The organism is Zavarzinia marina (assembly GCF_021568905.1).
In the GTDB taxonomy this organism is placed as follows: Bacteria; Pseudomonadota; Alphaproteobacteria; order Zavarziniales; family Zavarziniaceae; genus Zavarzinia; species Zavarzinia marina.
The window spans coordinates 308,388-325,712 of record NZ_JAKGSB010000002.1; the positions used below are offsets into that span (position 1 = coordinate 308,388).

General features: G+C 69.5%; 16 protein-coding genes. All 16 read left to right on the forward strand.

Annotated elements, in window-relative coordinates:
• Window positions 1-17: 17 nt before the first annotated feature.
• Window positions 18-1,022: a PhoH family protein gene (locus L2U69_RS07255; protein ID WP_236106123.1), complete on the forward strand. Its 1,005-nt coding sequence runs from the start codon at window positions 18-20 to the stop codon at window positions 1,020-1,022.
• Window positions 1,019-3,550 carry an HD family phosphohydrolase gene (locus L2U69_RS07260; protein WP_236106124.1) on the forward strand — a complete coding sequence of 844 codons (2,532 nt, stop codon included), beginning with the start codon at window positions 1,019-1,021 and terminating at the stop codon, window positions 3,548-3,550. The genes L2U69_RS07255 and L2U69_RS07260 overlap by 4 nt, the downstream gene beginning before the upstream one ends.
• Window positions 3,504-4,016 (forward strand): rRNA maturation RNase YbeY, encoded by a 513-nt coding sequence (gene ybeY / locus L2U69_RS07265; RefSeq protein ID WP_236106439.1) that lies wholly within the window; start codon window positions 3,504-3,506, stop codon window positions 4,014-4,016. Before L2U69_RS07260 ends, ybeY begins: the two co-directional genes overlap by 47 nt.
• On the forward strand, window positions 4,013-4,909 hold the full coding sequence (locus L2U69_RS07270) for a hemolysin family protein (RefSeq protein WP_236106125.1): 897 nt from the start codon (window positions 4,013-4,015) through the stop codon (window positions 4,907-4,909). Before ybeY ends, L2U69_RS07270 begins: the two co-directional genes overlap by 4 nt.
• Window positions 4,910-4,935: 26 nt before the next feature.
• Window positions 4,936-6,483, forward strand: a complete 1,548-nt coding sequence (lnt, locus tag L2U69_RS07275) for an apolipoprotein N-acyltransferase (RefSeq protein ID WP_236106126.1) — start codon at window positions 4,936-4,938, stop codon at window positions 6,481-6,483.
• 80 nt (window positions 6,484-6,563) lie between these two features.
• Window positions 6,564-6,968 (forward strand): helix-turn-helix domain-containing protein, encoded by a 405-nt coding sequence (locus L2U69_RS07280; protein WP_236106127.1) that lies wholly within the window; start codon window positions 6,564-6,566, stop codon window positions 6,966-6,968.
• Between the two features lie 80 nt (window positions 6,969-7,048).
• The gene (metK, locus tag L2U69_RS07285) at window positions 7,049-8,221 is read left to right on the forward strand and encodes a methionine adenosyltransferase (RefSeq protein ID WP_236106440.1); all 1,173 of its coding nucleotides are present in this window, start codon (window positions 7,049-7,051) and stop codon (window positions 8,219-8,221) included.
• Between the two features lie 2 nt (window positions 8,222-8,223).
• Window positions 8,224-8,958: a tRNA (guanosine(46)-N7)-methyltransferase TrmB gene (trmB, locus tag L2U69_RS07290; RefSeq protein WP_236106128.1), complete on the forward strand. Its 735-nt coding sequence runs from the start codon at window positions 8,224-8,226 to the stop codon at window positions 8,956-8,958.
• Window positions 8,959-9,103: 145 nt separating this feature from the next.
• Window positions 9,104-9,697: a ribosome maturation factor RimP gene (rimP, locus tag L2U69_RS07295; RefSeq protein ID WP_268967291.1), complete on the forward strand. Its 594-nt coding sequence runs from the start codon at window positions 9,104-9,106 to the stop codon at window positions 9,695-9,697.
• An 8-nt stretch (window positions 9,698-9,705) separates the two neighbouring features.
• On the forward strand, window positions 9,706-11,262 hold the full coding sequence (gene nusA / locus L2U69_RS07300) for a transcription termination factor NusA (protein ID WP_236106129.1): 1,557 nt from the start codon (window positions 9,706-9,708) through the stop codon (window positions 11,260-11,262).
• Window positions 11,231-11,977, forward strand: a complete 747-nt coding sequence (locus L2U69_RS07305; RefSeq protein ID WP_236106130.1) for an RNA-binding protein — start codon at window positions 11,231-11,233, stop codon at window positions 11,975-11,977. Before nusA ends, L2U69_RS07305 begins: the two co-directional genes overlap by 32 nt.
• 3 nt (window positions 11,978-11,980) lie before the next feature.
• A complete protein-coding gene (gene infB, locus L2U69_RS07310; protein WP_236106131.1) occupies window positions 11,981-14,890 on the forward strand; it encodes a translation initiation factor IF-2 in 2,910 nt (969 codons plus the stop codon).
• 196 nt (window positions 14,891-15,086) lie between these two features.
• On the forward strand, window positions 15,087-15,539 hold the full coding sequence (gene rbfA / locus L2U69_RS07315) for a 30S ribosome-binding factor RbfA (RefSeq protein ID WP_236106132.1): 453 nt from the start codon (window positions 15,087-15,089) through the stop codon (window positions 15,537-15,539).
• A gap of 16 nt (window positions 15,540-15,555) precedes the next feature.
• On the forward strand, window positions 15,556-16,026 hold the full coding sequence (locus L2U69_RS07320) for a YbaK/EbsC family protein (RefSeq protein ID WP_236106133.1): 471 nt from the start codon (window positions 15,556-15,558) through the stop codon (window positions 16,024-16,026).
• Window positions 16,023-16,949, forward strand: a complete 927-nt coding sequence (gene truB / locus L2U69_RS07325) for a tRNA pseudouridine(55) synthase TruB (protein WP_236106134.1) — start codon at window positions 16,023-16,025, stop codon at window positions 16,947-16,949. Before L2U69_RS07320 ends, truB begins: the two co-directional genes overlap by 4 nt.
• Window positions 16,950-16,963: 14 nt before the next feature.
• Window positions 16,964-17,233, forward strand: coding sequence for a 30S ribosomal protein S15 (gene rpsO, locus L2U69_RS07330; protein ID WP_236106135.1), 270 nt, complete (start codon window positions 16,964-16,966; stop codon window positions 17,231-17,233).
• The last annotated feature ends 92 nt before the right edge of the window (window positions 17,234-17,325 follow it).

Genomic DNA, 17,325 nt, shown 5'->3' on the forward strand with positions numbered 1-17,325 from the left:
GCGCGAAGGCCAGCCCCATGCCCGCCACGCGACCCACGACGGTCCAGGGCGACGGTGCCGGTGCCCGCCGGCCGCTGATCGTCGATTTCGCGGACAACCGCCTGCTGCCCCGTCTGTTCGGTGAACACGACGTGCATCTCGCACGCATCGAAAGCGCGCTCGGCGTCTCCGTCTCGTCGCGCGGCAACCGCATCGCCATCTCGGGCGAGGCGGACGCGGCGGCGATCACCCGCCATGTCCTGCGCGACCTCTACAAGCGTCTGGAGACGGGCCACGACATTTCGCCCGGCGACGTCGACGGCGCCATCCGCCTCGCGGAGGCCGCGGCCGGGGACGAGGTGAAGGCCGCGCCCATGGCCGGCATCCGCACCGGGCGGCGCTCGATCCTGCCGCGCTCGCCGGCACAGGCCGACTATCTCGACGCCCTCGGCAAGAACGAACTGGTTTTCGGGCTGGGCCCGGCGGGCACCGGCAAGACCTATCTGGCGGTCGCGGTCGCGGTCGCCATGCTGCTGGATCGCCGCGTCGACCGCCTCGTCCTGTCGCGCCCCGCGGTCGAGGCGGGCGAGCGCCTGGGCTTCCTGCCCGGCGACATGAAGGAGAAGGTCGATCCCTATCTCCGCCCGCTCTACGACGCCCTCCACGACATGATGCCGCCCGGCGAGGTCACCCGCCGGCTGGAGAGCGGCGAGATCGAAGTCGCGCCGCTGGCCTTCATGCGCGGGCGCACGCTGGCCCATTCCTTCGTCATCCTGGACGAGGCGCAGAACACTACGTCCGGCCAGATGAAGATGTTCCTGACCCGTCTCGGCGAAGGCGGGCGCATGGCGGTGACCGGCGATCCCAGCCAGATCGACCTGCCGCCCGGCGTGCGCTCGGGCCTGGTCGAAGCGGTCGAGACCCTGGAAGGCGTGAACGGTATCGGCTTCTGCCGCTTCGGCGAGGGCGACGTGGTGCGCCACCCGCTGGTCAGCAAGATCGTCCGCGCCTACCGCCTGCGCGAGGAAGGGGGGCCGCGATGACCGCCGCGCCCCAGACCCCCGAAGGCGCCGAGACATCCGATCTGCAGCGCGCCCGCGCGCTTCTGTCGGCGACCGCGATCCGGGCGCTGGCCGAAGACCGCTGGACGCGCTGGCGGCCATGGCTGGATGCGCCGCTGTTCGCCGCCTTCGTCGTCCTGCTGACCCTGGTGTTCGCGCCCGTGGGCCAGTCGGTGCGCGCCATTCCGCCCCTCGATTCGATCGCGCCCGAGACGGTGCGCGCCGAACGCGCCGTCGCGGTCGAGGACCGAAGCGCGACCGAGGCCCGGCGCGCCGCCGCCGCCGAGGCCAGCCTGCCGGTCTTCGACTATGCCCCCGACCTCTACCTCAACCTCGCCAAACGGGTGACCGAGGCGGTGGAAAGCCTGGCGATACGGGCCGAGACCAAGACCATGGCACCGGCCCAGCGCCGCGCCGCGTTCCAGGAGGCGATGGGTCGCCCGGTGTCCCAGACCCTGTTCGACATCCTGGAGGAGCTGGACAATCCGGCCGATCTCTCGACCGCGATCAACTACCTGCTGAATCTCGGCCTCGACCGCATGATCGTCGAGGATCGCGGCAGCCTGCCGGCAGAAGGCCCGATCCGCATCGCCCTTGCCGGCAGCGACCGGCTGGACAAGGCGCTGGTCGCCGGCGTGATGGACGTCGGCCAGTTCCGCCGCCTGATCCAGGCGCGGGCCGGCGACGCGCCCTATGGCACCGCCCGCATCGCCCGCAGCTTCGTGCTCGAAGCGGCGCTTTCCCTGGCGACGCCCAATCTGACGCCCAATCCCGCCCGCACCGAGGCGTTGCGCGCCGAGGCGATCGAGGCGGTCGAGCCCGAAATGGTGCGCATCGCGGTCGGCGAGGTCGTGATCCGCGAGGGCGACCGCGTGACCAAATCGGCCCAGGACCGCCTGCGCCTGCTGAACGAGGGCGGCGCGCAGCGATCCTTCCTGGGCGAGACCATGGCGATCGGCGCCCTGATCCTCGGCCTCGTCCTGCTGGGCGGCAATTTCTTCAGGGCCGCGCGCAACCCCTCGCATCTCAGCCGCAAGCAGATCTACATGACGCTCGCTTCGGCGGGCGGCACCGCCGTGCTGTGCATCGCCATGTGGTACGCCGGGCGCGGCATCGCCATCGGCCTCGGCTTCCCGCCCGAGGCGGCGACCTTCCTGCCGCCGGTGGCGCTGGCGACCGTGGTCGTCGCCCTGGTGATCGACGCCCGCACCAGTCTCCTGGTCGGCATCGCGCTCGCCCTGCTCGTCGCCTATCGGGTCGGCGGCGATCTCTGGGTCGCCGCGCATTATCTGGTCGGCGTGCTGGCCGCCGGCATGACGGTCAGGCGCGGACGGCGCCGTTCGGACATCATGAAGGTCGGCCTCGTCATCGCCGCCGCGCAGCTGGTGCTGGTGCCGATCATGGTAGTGCTGGACACGACGGTGCCGGCCAACGAGGCGTCCTATTTCATCGGCGCCGCCGTCGCCGGCATCACCGGCGCCTTGCTGACCGCCGCGTTCACGACCGCCGGCCTGCCCCTGTTCGAATTCATCTTCGACGAGACGACGGACATGCGTCTCCTCGAACTGGCGTCGGCCGACAATCCCCTCCTGAAGCAGCTCGCGCTGCGCTCGCCCGGGACCTACTATCATTCCGTCATGATGGCCAATCTGGCCGAGACGGCGGCGGAGGCGATCGGCGCCAACGGCTTGCAGGCGCGGGTGATGGCGCTCTATCACGACCTCGGCAAGATGGAACGGCCGAGCTATTTCGCCGAGAACCAGCGCGGTTCCAACGTCCACGACCGCCTGCCGCCCGAGCTTTCGGCGCGCATCATCTTCGCCCACATCAAGGACGGCATCGACATCGCGCGGAAGCACCGCCTGGGCCGTCCCGTGCTCGACGCGGTGACTCAGCACCAGGGAACCACCCTGCTGCGGGTCTTCCACCAGCGCGCCCTGGAACGCGCCAAGACCACCGGCGAGGCGGTGCACGAGGCCGAGTTCCGCTATCCGGGCCCGCGCCCCATGACCAAGGAATCCGGCATCCTGATGCTGGCCGACACGGTCGAGGCGGCGACAAGGGCCCTGAAGGACCCGAAGCCGGAGGACGTGCGCGAGCGCGTCTCCCGCGTCATCGCCGAAAAGATCGCCGACCACCAGCTCGACGATTGCGCCCTGACCATGAAGGATCTCGCCCAGATCGAGGCCGCCTTCGTCCGGGCCCTGACCCTGGGTGTCTATCACACCCGCATCGAATATCCGCCGCTCGCCACTCCCAAGTCTTCCCAGGCAGCGGCCCATCCCGTCACGAACAGCCAGACCGCCACGAAGAAGGAGCCGACCCCGGAACGCCGCCATGACGACGCCAATACCGCAACGGGCGAGCCGACAGCCCACCGCCCGGCGGAGCCGACGCCGATCAGCGCCGTCCACCCCGCCCCAGCCCCAGCCCCGACCTCGACAGCCGCGGCCCCGACCGCGGATCAGCATCAGGGTGGAGCAGCCGGCGTGGGCCGAAGCGCTTCCTGACACCCGCCCCCTCTTGCGACGCGCCGCCGAGGCGGCGTTCCGGGCGGGACGGGACCATTGCGACGCGCTGACGGGCGCGGCGGGTCCCATCGAAATCGACATCTGTCTGGACTCGGACGCCGCCGTCCGCATCCTCAACCGCGACTGGCGCGGCAAGGACAAGCCGACCAACGTCCTTTCCTTCCCCGGTCTCGAAGGCGCCCATGCCGCCCTTCTGCCGGCGGACGCCCCGCGCCCCCTGGGCGACATCGTGCTCGCGTTCGAGACCTGCGCGCGCGAGGCGGTCGATCAGGAAAAGCCGCTCGCCCACCACGTCCAGCACCTGGTGGTCCACGGCGTCCTCCATCTGCTCGGCTTCGATCACGAGACCGAATCCGAGGCCGAGATCATGGAACGCCTGGAGATCCGGGTGCTCGCCGGGCTCGGCCTGCCCGATCCCTATGCCGAACGGGGAGGGCCGGCATGAGCGACAACGGCCACGCCCGCGCCCCGAAGGACATGCCGGGGTTCCTGAACTGGCTGCGCAACCTGGCGCGCGGCCGTTCGGAACTGAGTCTCCGCGAGAGCCTCGAAGACATCATCGACGAGCACGACGAAGGCGCCGCCGACACGCCCGCCAACCTGGGCGAACGCGAGATGCTGCGCAATCTGCTCGAATTCGGGGAGATGACGGTCGACGACGTCATGGTGCCGCGCGCCGACATCTATGCGGTGCAGGACAGCATCAGCCTCGACAAGCTGATCGAGACCTTCCTCGACAGCGGCCATTCCCGCCTCGTCGTCTTCGGCGAATCCCTGGACGACGTCACCGGCATGGTCCACGTCCGCGACGTGCTGCGGTTCTGGAGCAAGCGCGAGAGCTTCACCATGGCGGCGATCCTGCGCCCGGTGCTGTTCGTGCCGCCCTCGCTCTCGCTCGCCGACGTGCTGGCGCAGATCCAGGCGCGGCGCTGCCATCTCGCCATCGTGGTCGACGAATACGGCGGCACCGACGGGCTCGTCACCATCGAGGACCTGGTGGAGGAGATCGTCGGCGACATCGAGGACGAGCACGACGAGCAGGAAAGCCCCATGTTCACCGTCGGCAGCGACGGCGTCGTGGACGCCGACGCCCGCGCCACGGTCGAGGAGATCGAACAGGTGCTGGGCCAGGACCTGCTGTCCGACGACCTCGATGAGGAGATCGACACCATCGGCGGCCTCGTCGTCTCCTTCGCCGGGCGCGTGCCGGAGGCCGGCGAGCGACTGATGCCGATCGAGGGCTCCGGCCTCGAATTCGAGGTGGTGGACGCGGATCCGCGCATGATCCGCCGCCTGCGGATCTATCACACCGTACCGACCGACGCGGTCGACGACTGACGAGACGACCGAGGACCCAGCCGATCATGCCGCGTTTCGCCGAGACCATCGCCGGCCTCGCCGGCTGGCGCCGCGCGCTCTTCGCCTTCACGGCGGGGGCGCTGTCCACCCTGGCGCTGCCGCCCTTCGGCTTCTGGCCCGCGCTCTTCGTCGGCATGCCCGCCCTTCTCCTGCTGGTCGAGGGGGCGGGCAACTGGCGCCGGGCCGCGGTCGCCGGCTGGTGGTGGGGCTATGGCCATTTCGTCACCGGGGTCTATTGGATCGGCATCGCCCTTCTCGTCGATCCGGAGCGTTTCGCCTGGCTGCTGCCCTTCGCCAGCCTCGGCCTGCCCATGGTCTTCGCGCTGTTCCCGGCGCTGGCCGCCGCCCTCGCCCGGGTCCTCGGCGGGCGCGGCGCGGCGCTGCTGGCCGCCATGGCGGGGGCGTGGATCGTCGGCGAGATCGCGCGCGACCACGTCCTGTCCGGCTTTCCCTGGAACCCGCTGGCGGCGGCCTGGATCGAGGTCCCGGCGGCGGTCCAGGGGGCGGCGCTGGCGGGCGCCTTCGGCCTCGGCGGCCTGACGGTGCTGTTCTGCGGCCTGCCCTATCTCTTCCTCCGACCGGGGCGCGGGCGTCTCGCGGCCGGGGCCGCCATCGTCGCCGTCGCCGCGGCTATCTTCGCCTACGGCCAGACCCGGGTGCCGGAAGGCCCCGCCGCCCGTGCCGAGCCCTCGGTCCGCATCCGCCTCGTCCAGGGCAACATCGACCAGCGCCTGAAGCATGACGATGCCGCGCGCGCCGCCCATTTCGGGCGTCACATGGACCTGTCGCGCGGCCCGTCGGCCGACGGCGTCGCCCCGCGCCTGGTCATCTGGCCCGAGACGGCCCTGCCCTATACGCTCGACGCCGCGCCGCAACTGCCGCATATCCTCGGTTCCCTGGTCGGGGAGGACGGCGTCGCCCTGATCGGCGCCGTGCGCGTCCGCCAGGACGCGGCGGGTCTCGAGGCCTGGAACAGCCTCCATGCGCTGCGCCACGACGGCAGCCTGCTCGGCACCTACGACAAGCATCATCTGGTGCCCTTCGGGGAATATCTGCCGATGCGCGGCGTGCTCGGCCTCTTCGGCCTCGACAAGCTGGCGGTCGGCGCCGTCGACTTCTCGGCGGGGCCGGGGCCGCGCGGCATCGACCTGCCGGGCATCGGCCGAGTGCTGCCGCTGATCTGCTACGAAGCGATCTTCCCCGAGGCGGCGGCGGATCCGGATGCCCGCCCCGCGCTTCTGGTCAATGTCACCAACGATGCCTGGTTCGGCACCTCCAACGGCCCGCCCCAGCATCTGGCGGCGGCGCGGCTGCGCGCCGTCGAACAGGGCCTGCCGCTGGCCCGCGCGGCCAATACCGGCATCTCCGCCCTGGTCGATCCCTTCGGCCGCGTGGAACGCTCCCTGCCCCTCGGCGTCGCGGGCGTGGTCGACGGCGACATGCCGGCGGCGACGGCCCCGACCCTCTTCGCGCGCCTCGGCGCTCTGGCGCCCGCCACACTCGCTTTCGTCATGCTCCTGCTCGGTTTCGCGGGCAGGTCGCGTTCGCCTTGACCGCTGCGCCTCCCGACGGCATACAGGAATATGCGCGCGCCGGATGTGATCGGCCCGGGCCACCGTGTCGAGGGAGCAGCATGGCCAATCCTGTGGACGTTTATGTCGGCGCCCGCGTCAAGTTGAGACGAACCTTGATTGGCATGAGTCAGGAAAAGCTCGGGGACGCGCTGGGCCTGACCTTTCAGCAGGTACAGAAATACGAACGCGGGGCCAACCGCGTCTCGGCCTCCAAGCTCCATCGCATCGCCGAAGTCCTGGATGTTCCGATTTCTTATTTCTTCGACGGCTATGGCGATGCCATGGTGCCCACCGGCCTCGGCGAGACGGCCGCCACCGCCTTCGAGCACGAACACTTGAGCCGCAAGGAATCCATCGACCTCCTGAAGGCCTATTACGCCATTTCCAACCCGAAATTGCGGCGCAAGGTGATCGACATCGTGCGCACCCTGGCGGATTCCCCGGAAGACAGCACCGCCGCTTGACCGGGCTTGCCCGTCCTGCCATTAACTCGTCACTGTTTGTGCGGCGCCGAGGTGCCGTGGCACACGAGGGAGAGTTTATGGTGGCGCGCTCGAACTATCTGTTCACGTCCGAATCGGTTTCCGAAGGTCATCCGGACAAGGTTTGCGACAGGATTTCGGACTCCATCGTCGATACCTTCCTCGCCGTCGATCCCCAGGCCCGCGTCGCCGTCGAAACCCTGGCCACCACCAATTTCGTCGTCCTGGCCGGCGAGGTGCGGAGCAGCACCCCCGTCGCCCACGACGAGTTGATCGAGAAGGCGCGCGGCGCCATCCGCGACATCGGCTACGAGCAGGAAGGCTTCCACTGGAAGGACGCCGAAGTGCTGTGCCGCGTCCACGAGCAGTCGGTGGACATCGCCCAGGGCGTCGACGCCGCCGGCAACAAGGACGAGGGCGCGGGCGACCAGGGCATCATGTTCGGCTATGCCTGCCGCGAGACCGACGTGCTGATGCCGGCGCCGATCGTCTATTCCCACCGCATCCTGAAGAGTCTGGCGGAAGCGCGCCACGCCGACGCCAAGTCCGGCCTCGGCCCCGACGCCAAGAGCCAGGTCACGCTCGCCTATGAGAACGGCAAGCCGGTGCGCGCGACCTCGGTCGTCGTTTCGACCCAGCACGCCGAGGGCCTCAGCCAGGACGAAGTGCGCGAGATCGTCCGCCCCCATGTGCTCTCGGTCCTGCCCGAGGGCTGGATGTGCCCCGAGGACGATTTCTACGTCAATCCGACGGGCAAATTCGTCATCGGCGGTCCCGACGGCGACGCCGGCCTGACCGGCCGCAAGATCATCGTCGACACCTATGGCGGTGCCGCGCCGCACGGCGGCGGCGCCTTTTCGGGCAAGGATCCGACCAAGGTGGACCGTTCCGCCGCCTATGCCGCGCGCTATGTGGCGAAGAACGTGGTGGCCGCCGGGCTCGCCGGCCGCTGCACCCTGCAGGTCGCCTATGCCATCGGCGTCTCCAAGCCGCTGGCGATCTATGTCGACCTGCATGGCACCGGCGAGGTGGACGAAGCCAAGCTCGAGAAGGCGATCTATGACGTGATCGACCTGTCGCCGCGCGGCATCCGCACCCATCTGCAGCTCAATCGTCCGATCTATACCCGCACCTCGTCCTACGGCCATTTCGGCCGCGAGCCGGACGCGGACGGCGGCTTCTCGTGGGAGAAGCTGGATCTCGTCGACGCCCTGAAGACGGCCGTCGGCGCCTGACCATGACGACCGACGACGAGGCGCCGGTCGAGAGCCCGGCGCCTCGCCGGCCCGGGGAATTGCGCCGGAAGGTCTTTGGCCGGCGCTCGGGCCACAAGCTGCGCGCCCGGCAGAGCCAGATCCTGGAAACCGGCCTCGACCGGCTTGCCGTCTCGGTACCGCCCGCCGGCACCCCGCTCGATCCGCGCAGCCTGTTCGCCCGACCGGTCGAAGACGTCTGGTTCGAGATCGGCTTCGGCGGCGGCGAGCATCTGGCGGCCCAGGCGGACGCCAACCCCGACACCGGTTTCATCGGCGCCGAGCCCTTCGTCAACGGCATGGCCAGCCTGCTGCGCCATGTCGACGAACGCGGACTCGACAATGTCCGCGTGCTGGCGGACGACGCCCGCCTGCTGCTGGCCGCCCTGCCCGAGGCGAGCCTCGGCCGGGTCTTCCTGCTGTTCCCCGATCCCTGGCCGAAGAGCCGCCATCACAAGCGCCGCTTCGTCCAGACCGAGACCCTGGACCTGATCGCGAGGGCGCTGCGCCCCGGCGGCGAATTCCGCGTCGCCAGCGATATCATGGGTTACATCGAATGGACCCTGGCGGTGATCCGCCCCCACGCCGCCTTCGACTGGACGGCGGAGCGGCCCGACGACTGGCGCATCCGCCCCGAGGACTGGCCGCCCACCCGCTACGAGGCAAAGGCCATCGCCGCCGGCCGCAAGCCCGCCTATCTGCGTTTTCGCCGGCGGTGACGAAAGACTTGAAACAATCGGCGCCGCGCGCTACATGACAGCACACATAGCCCGGTGGTGACCCTCGGGATGAGACGGAAGCGGGCCACGGGCCCGCTTTCTCGTTTGGGGCTCACCGCCGCCGCGGCTGCTTTAGAGGACATGGATGGAACTGACCGACCGTATCGCGACGATGATCGAGCCTTCGCTTCTGGCGATGGGTTTCCTTCTGGTGCGCGTGCGCTTCGGCGGGGCCAAGCGGCCGGTCCTGCAGATCATGGCCGAGCGGCCCGACGGCACCATGACGGTCGAGGATTGCGCCGAGGTCTCGCGCGCCGTTTCCGCCCTGCTGGACGTCGAGGATCCGATTTCCGGCGAATATGTGCTCGAAGTCTCCTCCCCCGGCCTCGACCGGCCGCTGGTGAAGCTTGACGACTACCGCCGTTTCGCCGGTTATGAAGCGAAGATCGAGACCGTGATGCCGGTCGAGGGGCGCAAGCGCTATCGCGGCCGCCTGATCGGCACCGACGGCGAAGACGTGCTCGTCACCGTCGACGGCCAGGATCATCGCCTGCCCTTTCCCCTGATCGGCGAGGCCCGGCTGGTGCTGACCGACGACCTGATCGAGGCGAGCCTGAAGGGCAAGCTGTTGCCGCCCCGCGCCGATGGCGAGGAGCCGGATTCATCGCAAACCGCGGATTCATCGCAATCCGCAATGTCGGCAGGCGCCGAAGCCGCCGCCGCCGACGAGACTTCTTGAGGTAGAACATGGCCGCCGTCAGCGCCAATCGGCTCGAATTGCTCCAGATCGCGGATGCGGTCGCGCGCGAGAAGTCCATCGACAAGTTCGTCGTCCTCGAAGCCATGCAGGAGGCGATCCAGAAGGCCGCCCGTTCGCGCTACGGCACCGAGAACGAGATCCGCGCCGAGATCGACCCGAAGACCGGCGAGATGCGCCTGTCGCGCCTTCTCGAAGTGGTCGACGTGATCGAGAACGACGCCACCCAGATCGGCCTCGACGATGCCCTGGCGCGCAACCCGGCGGCCCAGGTCGGCGACTTCTTGGAAGAGAGCCTGCCGCCGCTGGACTTCGGCCGCATCTCCGCCCAGATGGCGAAGCAGGTGATCGTGCAGAAGGTGCGCGACGCCGAGCGCGACCGCCAGTACGAGGAATTCAAGGACCGCATCGGCGAGATCGTGAACGGCATCGTGAAGCGGGTCGAATACGGCAACGTCATCGTCGACCTGGGCCGGGCCGAGGCGATCATGCGCCGCGACGAGGGCCTGCCGCGCGAAACCTTCCACAACGGCGACCGCTGCCGCGCCTATGTCTACGACGTCCGGCGCGAGGCGCGCGGCCCGCAGATCTTCCTGAGCCGCACCCACCCGCAGTTCATGGCCAAGCTCTTCGCCCAGGAAGTGCCCGAGGTCTATGACGGCATCATCGAGATCAAGGCGGTCGCCCGCGACCCGTCCAGCCGGGCCAAGATCGCCGTCGTCTCGCGCGACAGCTCGATCGATCCGGTCGGCGCCTGCGTCGGCATGCGCGGCAGCCGCGTCCAGGCCGTGGTCGGCGAGCTGCAGGGCGAGAAGATCGACATCATCCAGTGGTCGCCCGATCCGGCCACCTTCATCGTCAACGCGCTGGCCCCCGCCGAAGTCGCCAAGGTCGTCCTGGACGAGGAGACCAAGCGCATCGAGGTGGTGGTGCCCGACGACCAGCTCTCGCTCGCCATCGGCCGGCGCGGGCAGAACGTGCGCCTCGCCTCGCAGCTCACGGGCTGGGACATCGACATCCTGACCGAGGCCGAGGAATCGGCGCGCCGCCAGGAGGAGTTCCGCAACAAGTCCGAGATGTTCGCCCGCGAACTCGACGTCGAGGAGACGATCGCCCAGTTGCTGGCGGCGGAAGGCTTCGTCTCGATCGAGGAAGTCGCCTATGTCGCCGAGGACGAGCTGTCCGAGATCCAGGGCTTCGACGAGGAGATCGCCGCCGCCCTGCAGGAACGCGCGCGCGAGAAGATCGCCGAGCGCGACGCCCGCTTCGAGGAAGAGCGGAAGGAACTCGGGGTCGAGGACGCGATCGCCGCCCTGCCCCATATGACCCCCGCCTATCTGGCCACCCTGGGCCGGGCCGGGATCAAGACGCTGGACGATTTCGCCGATCTCGCGACCGACGAACTGACCGATCCGAAGGATGGCATCCTGCGCGAATTCGCCCTGGACGAGGCGTCGGCCACCGAGATGGTCATGGCCGCCCGCGCCCACTGGTTCGCCGACGAGGAGGAGGGCGATGACGCAACCTCCTCTGACGCCATCGAATGATGCGGCCACGCCGCCGGACGCCCTGACGGCGACCGGCGAGGCCGTAGAACGGGACATTTCCGAAGAGGAAGCCGGGCTCGACGACGGGCCCGGACCCATTCGCCGTTGCATCGCGACGGGCGAAAGGCTCGACCGCGCGGCCATGATCCGCTATGTTGTCGGGCCGAACGGAGAGTTGGTGCCGGACCTGAAGGCGGTCCTGCCGGGTCGCGGTTTCTGGACATGCGCCAGCCGCAGCGCCGTGGAGACGGCGATCGCCCGCAAGCTCTTCGTGAAGGCAGCGGCGCGGGCCGGCCACCAGGGGCCGCTGACGGTCCCCGCCGGTCTCGCCGATCTCATCGAAGCCTTGCTGGTGCAGCGCTGCCAGGGGTTGCTCGGACTGGCCCGCCGCGCGGGCGAGGTCGTCGCCGGTTTCGACAAGATCGATTCCCATCTGAGGAAGGCCCCCGCGGGTCTTCTGCTGGGGGCCAGCGACGGAGCCCGCGACGGCAAGCGCAAGCTGCGCGCCCTGGCGGGATCGGTCATGTGCTGCGAGGTGCTGACCAGTGCCGAATTGAGTTTGGCTTTGGGCCGGGAAAATGTAATACATGCAGCCTTCAAACCCGGCCGGCTGGCAGAGCAGTTCCTGGGCGAGGCGACGCGTCTCGCCGGGTTTCGTTTATTGGTGACGGCCGACGGGCCGGATTTGCCCCGGGCTGGGGCGCGGACGGAATGATCTATGAGTGACGTCAAGGATAACGACGACAAGAAGCTGAGCCTCGGCGGCTCGCGGACCCTGCAGATGAAGAAGCCGGCCGGCGACGGCGCGGCGCAGGTCCGTCAGAGCTTCTCGCACGGCCGGTCGAAGCCGGTGGTCGTCGAACACAAGCGCAAGCGCATGGTCGAGCCGGGCCACGCGGCGGCCCCGGCGCCCGCCGCGCCGGCCCCCGCCGCGCCGACGCGCCCCCTCCCGCAGCCGCCGGCGGCACCGCCCGCGGCCAGCGCGCCCGCGGCGCCGCCCTCGGCCCCGCAGGACACGGGCGGCCGCGCCGCCCGCGCCGAGGCCGCCGGCCTGCCCCGCATCATCGAGCCGAGCGCCCCGGTGGTGCGGCCCAAGATCCTGGGCGAGGCCCCGGTGCGCCGCCCGGCGCCCGCCGCCGCCCCGGCGGCGGAAGCGCCGGCCGCCGCCGCCGGCCCGCGCATGTCGCCCAATCAATCGGCCCCCGCCCCGCGCGGCGGCCAGGCCCCGCAGCAGCAGCGCCCGCCCCAGGGCGGCCGGCCGCAGCGCGGCGGCCCGCAGGCCCAGACCAAGGGCCGCGTCGTGCTGCGCACCCTGTCGGACGAAGAGAAGGCGAACCGCGCCCGCGCCCTCGAGGGTGCCCGCATCGCCGAGGAACGCGCCCGCCAGATCGCCGAGATCGAGGCCAAGCGCCGCCTGGTCGAGGAAGCGCGCCTCGCCGAGGAACGCGCCGCCGCCGAACGCCGCAAGACCGAGGAAGAGGCCCGCCGCCGGTCGGACGACGAGGCCCGCCGCAAGGCCGAGGCCGAGGCCGCCCGCCGCCTGGACGACACGCCCGCCGCCGACGCCGCCGATACCGCGACCACGGCCGAAACCCCGGCCCGGCCCGCCATGCGTGGCGGCGGCGCCCTGCCCCGCGTCCTCGACGACGAGGACCGGCCCCGGCCGAAGAAGCCCGGCGCCCCCGGCAAGGCCCCGCCGCGCAGCGCGCCGTCCAAGCCCAGCCGTGGCGGCGACGACCGTCGCCGTTCGGGCAAGGTCAACGTCAATGCCGCCCTGGACGGCGAGGAGCGCCAGCGTTCCGTCGCCCAGATGCGCCGCCGCATCGAGCGCGAGAAGCGCCAGATGCGCGGCCAGGAAGACAAGGTCAAGGTCGTCCGCGACGTCATCGTGCCGGAAGTCATCACCGTGCAGGAACTGGCCAACCGCATGGCCGAGCGCGGCGCCGACGTGATCAAGCAGCTCATGCGCCTCGGCGTCATGGCCACGATCAACCAGTCGATCGATGCCGACACCGCCGAACTGGTGGTCTCGGAATTCGGCCACCGCTTCAAGCGCGTCGCCGAATCCGACGTCGAAATCGGCCTGGAGGGCGAGGCGGACGAGGACAGCCACCTGGAGCCGCGCGCGCCGGTGGTCACCGTCATGGGTCACGTCGACCACGGCAAGACCTCGCTGCTCGACGCGCTCCGCGCGACCGACGTGGCGGCGGGCGAAGCCGGCGGCATCACCCAGCACATCGGTGCCTATCAGGTGAAGCTCGGCAGCGGCCAGAAGATCACCTTCCTCGACACCCCGGGCCACGAGGCGTTCACCGCCATGCGTGCGCGCGGTGCCAAGGTGACGGACATCGTCGTCCTGGTGGTCGCGGCCGACGACGGCATCATGCCCCAGACGGTCGAGGCGATCCGCCATGCCCGTGCGGCGGGCGTGCCCATCGTCGTCGCCATCAACAAGATCGACAAGCCGGACGCCAATCCGGACAAGGTCCGCAACGCCCTCCTCCAGCACGAGGTGGTGGTCGAGGATCTGGGCGGCGACGTCCAGGCGATCGAGGTTTCGGCCAAGGCCCGCACCGGTCTCGACAAGCTGGAGGAAGCGATCCTGCTGCAGGCGGAAATCCTGGAGCTGCGCGCCAATCCGAACCGTGCCGCCGCCGGCGTCGTCATCGAGGCGAAGCTGGACCGCGGCCGCGGCCCGGTCGCGACCGTGCTCGTCCAGCGCGGCACCCTGAAGGTCGGCGACATCTTCGTCGCCGGTTCGGAATGGGGCAAGGTGCGCGCCCTTCTCGACGATCGCGGCGAGCAGCGGCCGGAAGCCGGCCCGTCGTTCCCGGTCGAGGTGCTGGGCCTGACCGGCACGCCGTCCGCCGGCGACGACTTCCAGGTGGTCGATTCCGAGACCCGCGCCCGGGAGGTCACCGCCTTCCGTCAGCGCCGGATCAAGGAACAGCGCGCCGTGGGCACCGCCCGCGTCTCGCTGGAACAGATGTTCTCCAAGATCAAGGAAGGCCAGGTCAAGGAACTGCCGATGGTCATCAAGGCCGACGTGCAGGGCTCGCTCGAGGCGATCGTGGGGTCGCTCACCAAGCTCGGCAACGACGAGGTGGCGGTCCGCATCCTGCACGACGCGGTGGGCGGCATCACCGAGTCCGACGTCGCGCTGGCCAAGGCTTCCAACGCCCCGATCATCGCCTTCAACGTCCGCGCCGGCAAACAGGCGCGCGAGATGGCCGATCACGAGGGCGTGGAGATCCGCTACTACTCGATCATCTACGACCTGGTGGACGACATCAAACAGGCCCTCTCCGGCCTGCTGGCGCCGACCCTCAAGGAAACCTTCCTCGGCTATGCCTCGATCCGCGAAGTCTTCCAGATCACCAAGACCGGCAAGGTCGCCGGCTGTCTGGTCACGGAAGGCGTGGTCAAGCGCGGCGCCAAGGTCCGCATCATCCGCGACAATGTGGTGATCCACGAAGGCACGCTCTCCTCGCTGCGTCGTTTCAAGGACGAGGTGAAGGAGGTCAAGGCGACCTACGAATGCGGCATGGCGTTCGAGAACTACGAGAACTTCCATGTCGGCGACGTGGTCGAATGCTTCGACGTCGAGGAAATCGCGCGGACTCTCTAGGAAGCCCTCGAGCGCCGGGCGGCGGCATCCGCCGCCCGGGCTCGCTTCGCTGAAGCTCCGCGGGGCCTCGATGGCCCGGTTGTTTTGTAATCCGCGTCATCCCGGCGAAGGCCGGGATCTTTCTGCGGAGGGGGCTCCCCTCTTTTGAAAGGTCCCGGCTTTCGCCTTGATGGCGTTTTTCCGAAAGGATCATGCCATGTCTCGTGGGCGTCCGCCGGCAGGCCGGCAGCATCGCGACGACGATCATCGCGCCGGGCGGCCGGTGAGCCAGCGCCAGTTGCGCGTGGGCGAACTGCTGCGCCACCTGATCGCGGAACTGCTGCGCCGCGACACCATTCACGACCCGCATCTGAGCGGCGTCGCCATCACCATTTCCGAGGTCCGGGTCAGCCCCGACCTGAAGAATGCGACCGTCTTCGCCCTGCCGCTGTCGGGCCGCAACACGGCCGAGGTGATCGCCGCCCTGAACCATGCCGCCGCCTTCATCCGCGGCCAGGTCTCGAAGGGCACGGAATTGAAGTTCACGCCCAAGCTGACCTTCATCGGCGACGAGAGTTTCGACGAGGCGGACCGCATCCGCGAGCTTCTGGAAACCCCGCGCGTGAAGCATGATCTCGAGGAAGCCGGCTGGGCCGACGACGAGGATTGAGGGCCCGGGCCGTTCCATGAGTCTCGAATCCGTCCGCGCCTTTCTGGCCGAGCACGCGCCCGACATCGAAATCGTCGAAACCGCCGAATCCTCCGCCACCGTGCCGCTGGCCGCCGCCGCCCATGGCGTCGAACCCGGCCAGATCGCCAAGACCCTGTCGCTCCGCCTGGGCGAGGAGGTCGTGCTGGTGGTGGCGCGGGGCGATGCGCGGATCGACAACAGGAAGTGCAAGGCCGCCTTCGGCGCCAAGCCCCGCATGCTGGGCGTCGAGGATGTGGCCGACCTGACCGGCCATCCGGTCGGCGGTGTCTGCCCCTTCGGCCTGGCGCGCCCCCTGAAGGTCTATTGCGACATCTCCCTGATGGCGTTCGACGTGGTGGTGCCGGCGGCCGGCTCCACCCATTCGGCCCTGTTCATCGCGCCGGATCGTCTGGCCGCGATCACCGATGCCGCCTGGGTCGACATCTGCCAGGACCCGGCGCCGTGAAACGCCAGAAGCGCAAGGTCGACGGCTGGGTGGTGCTGGACAAGCCCCTGGGCGTGACCTCGACCCAGGCCCTGGGCAAGGTGCGCTTCGCCCTTTCTGCCGCCAAGGGCGGCCACGGCGGCACGTTGGATCCGCTGGCCAGCGGTATCCTGCCCTTGGCCTTCGGCGAGGCGACCAAGGCCCTGCCCTATGTCGTCGACGCCAGCAAGACCTACCGCTTCACCATCCGCTTCGGCATCGAGACCACCACGCTGGACGCCGAGGGGACGGAGACCGCCGTCTCCGACATGCGGCCCGCGACGGCGGCGATCGAGGCGGTTCTGCCCCGCTTCCTCGGCACCATCGACCAGGTGCCCCCCGCCTTCTCAGCCATCAAGGTGGACGGCGAACGCGCCTATGATCTGGCCCGGGCCGGCGAGACCGTGGACCTGCCCGCCCGCGCCGTCGAGATCCACGCCCTTCGCCTGATCGGGCGGCCGGACGACGATCACGCCACGCTCGAGGTCGATTGCGGCAAGGGCACCTACGTGCGCTCGCTGGCGCGAGATGTCTCGCGGCTTCTGGGCACGGTCGGGCATGTGGTGATGCTGCGGCGCCTGCGGGTCGGGCCCTTCGGCGCCCAACACGCGGTGGATATGTCATGTATCCAGAATCTTGTGGAAAAGACGCCCGATTTGCTTCATACATCGCCCCCTGACGGCATCCTGCTGCCGGTCGTGACTGCGCTGGACGACATCCCGGCGCTAGCCGTGACCGCGGAAGACGCCCGGGCCCTGAAGGATGGCCGGGCGATCGGGTTGCCGGGTACCGCGCAACGACGTGACGGTGACGCCGTGGTCCGCCTGATGGCGCCCACGGGGCTCGTGGCGTTGGGGCGGTTCGACGGGCCCCTGGTCCGTCCGGTACGTGTCTTCAACCTCTGATCAGGAGATACCCGATGTCGATCACCGCCGAGCGCAAGACCGAGCTCGTCAAGGAATACGCCACCCACGAGGGTGACACCGGTTCGCCCGAGGTTCAGGTCGCGGTTCTGACCGAACGCATCGTCAACCTCACCGAACACTTCAAGACCCACAAGAAGGACAACCACTCGCGTCGTGGCCTTCTCATGCTGGTGTCGCAGCGCCGTCGCCTGCTCGACTATCTGAAGTCGCGCGACGTCAACCGCTATACGACGCTCATCGGCCGTCTCGGCCTGCGCAAGTGATCGCGGCACGATGACGGCACGGGCGGACGATGCGAAATCGCGCCGCCGCTTTGCAGGATCGGGGCCCGAAGGACACGCCTGAACAAGACGGC

What these genes read in the sequence shown, in the direction of transcription:
- L2U69_RS07255 (WP_236106123.1), top strand. Translation starts at nt 18, where the DNA reads ATGCCCGCCACGCGACCCACGACGGTCCAGGGCGACGGTGCCGGTGCC.
- L2U69_RS07260 (WP_236106124.1), top strand. Translation starts at nt 1,019, where the DNA reads ATGACCGCCGCGCCCCAGACCCCCGAAGGCGCCGAGACATCCGATCTG.
- L2U69_RS07270 (WP_236106125.1), top strand. Translation starts at nt 4,013, where the DNA reads ATGAGCGACAACGGCCACGCCCGCGCCCCGAAGGACATGCCGGGGTTC.
- lnt (WP_236106126.1), top strand. Translation starts at nt 4,936, where the DNA reads ATGCCGCGTTTCGCCGAGACCATCGCCGGCCTCGCCGGCTGGCGCCGC.
- L2U69_RS07280 (WP_236106127.1), top strand. Translation starts at nt 6,564, where the DNA reads ATGGCCAATCCTGTGGACGTTTATGTCGGCGCCCGCGTCAAGTTGAGA.
- trmB (WP_236106128.1), top strand. Translation starts at nt 8,224, where the DNA reads ATGACGACCGACGACGAGGCGCCGGTCGAGAGCCCGGCGCCTCGCCGG.
- rimP (WP_268967291.1), top strand. Translation starts at nt 9,104, where the DNA reads ATGGAACTGACCGACCGTATCGCGACGATGATCGAGCCTTCGCTTCTG.
- nusA (WP_236106129.1), top strand. Translation starts at nt 9,706, where the DNA reads ATGGCCGCCGTCAGCGCCAATCGGCTCGAATTGCTCCAGATCGCGGAT.
- L2U69_RS07305 (WP_236106130.1), top strand. Translation starts at nt 11,231, where the DNA reads ATGACGCAACCTCCTCTGACGCCATCGAATGATGCGGCCACGCCGCCG.
- infB (WP_236106131.1), top strand. Translation starts at nt 11,981, where the DNA reads ATGAGTGACGTCAAGGATAACGACGACAAGAAGCTGAGCCTCGGCGGC.
- rbfA (WP_236106132.1), top strand. Translation starts at nt 15,087, where the DNA reads ATGTCTCGTGGGCGTCCGCCGGCAGGCCGGCAGCATCGCGACGACGAT.
- L2U69_RS07320 (WP_236106133.1), top strand. Translation starts at nt 15,556, where the DNA reads ATGAGTCTCGAATCCGTCCGCGCCTTTCTGGCCGAGCACGCGCCCGAC.
- rpsO (WP_236106135.1), top strand. Translation starts at nt 16,964, where the DNA reads ATGTCGATCACCGCCGAGCGCAAGACCGAGCTCGTCAAGGAATACGCC.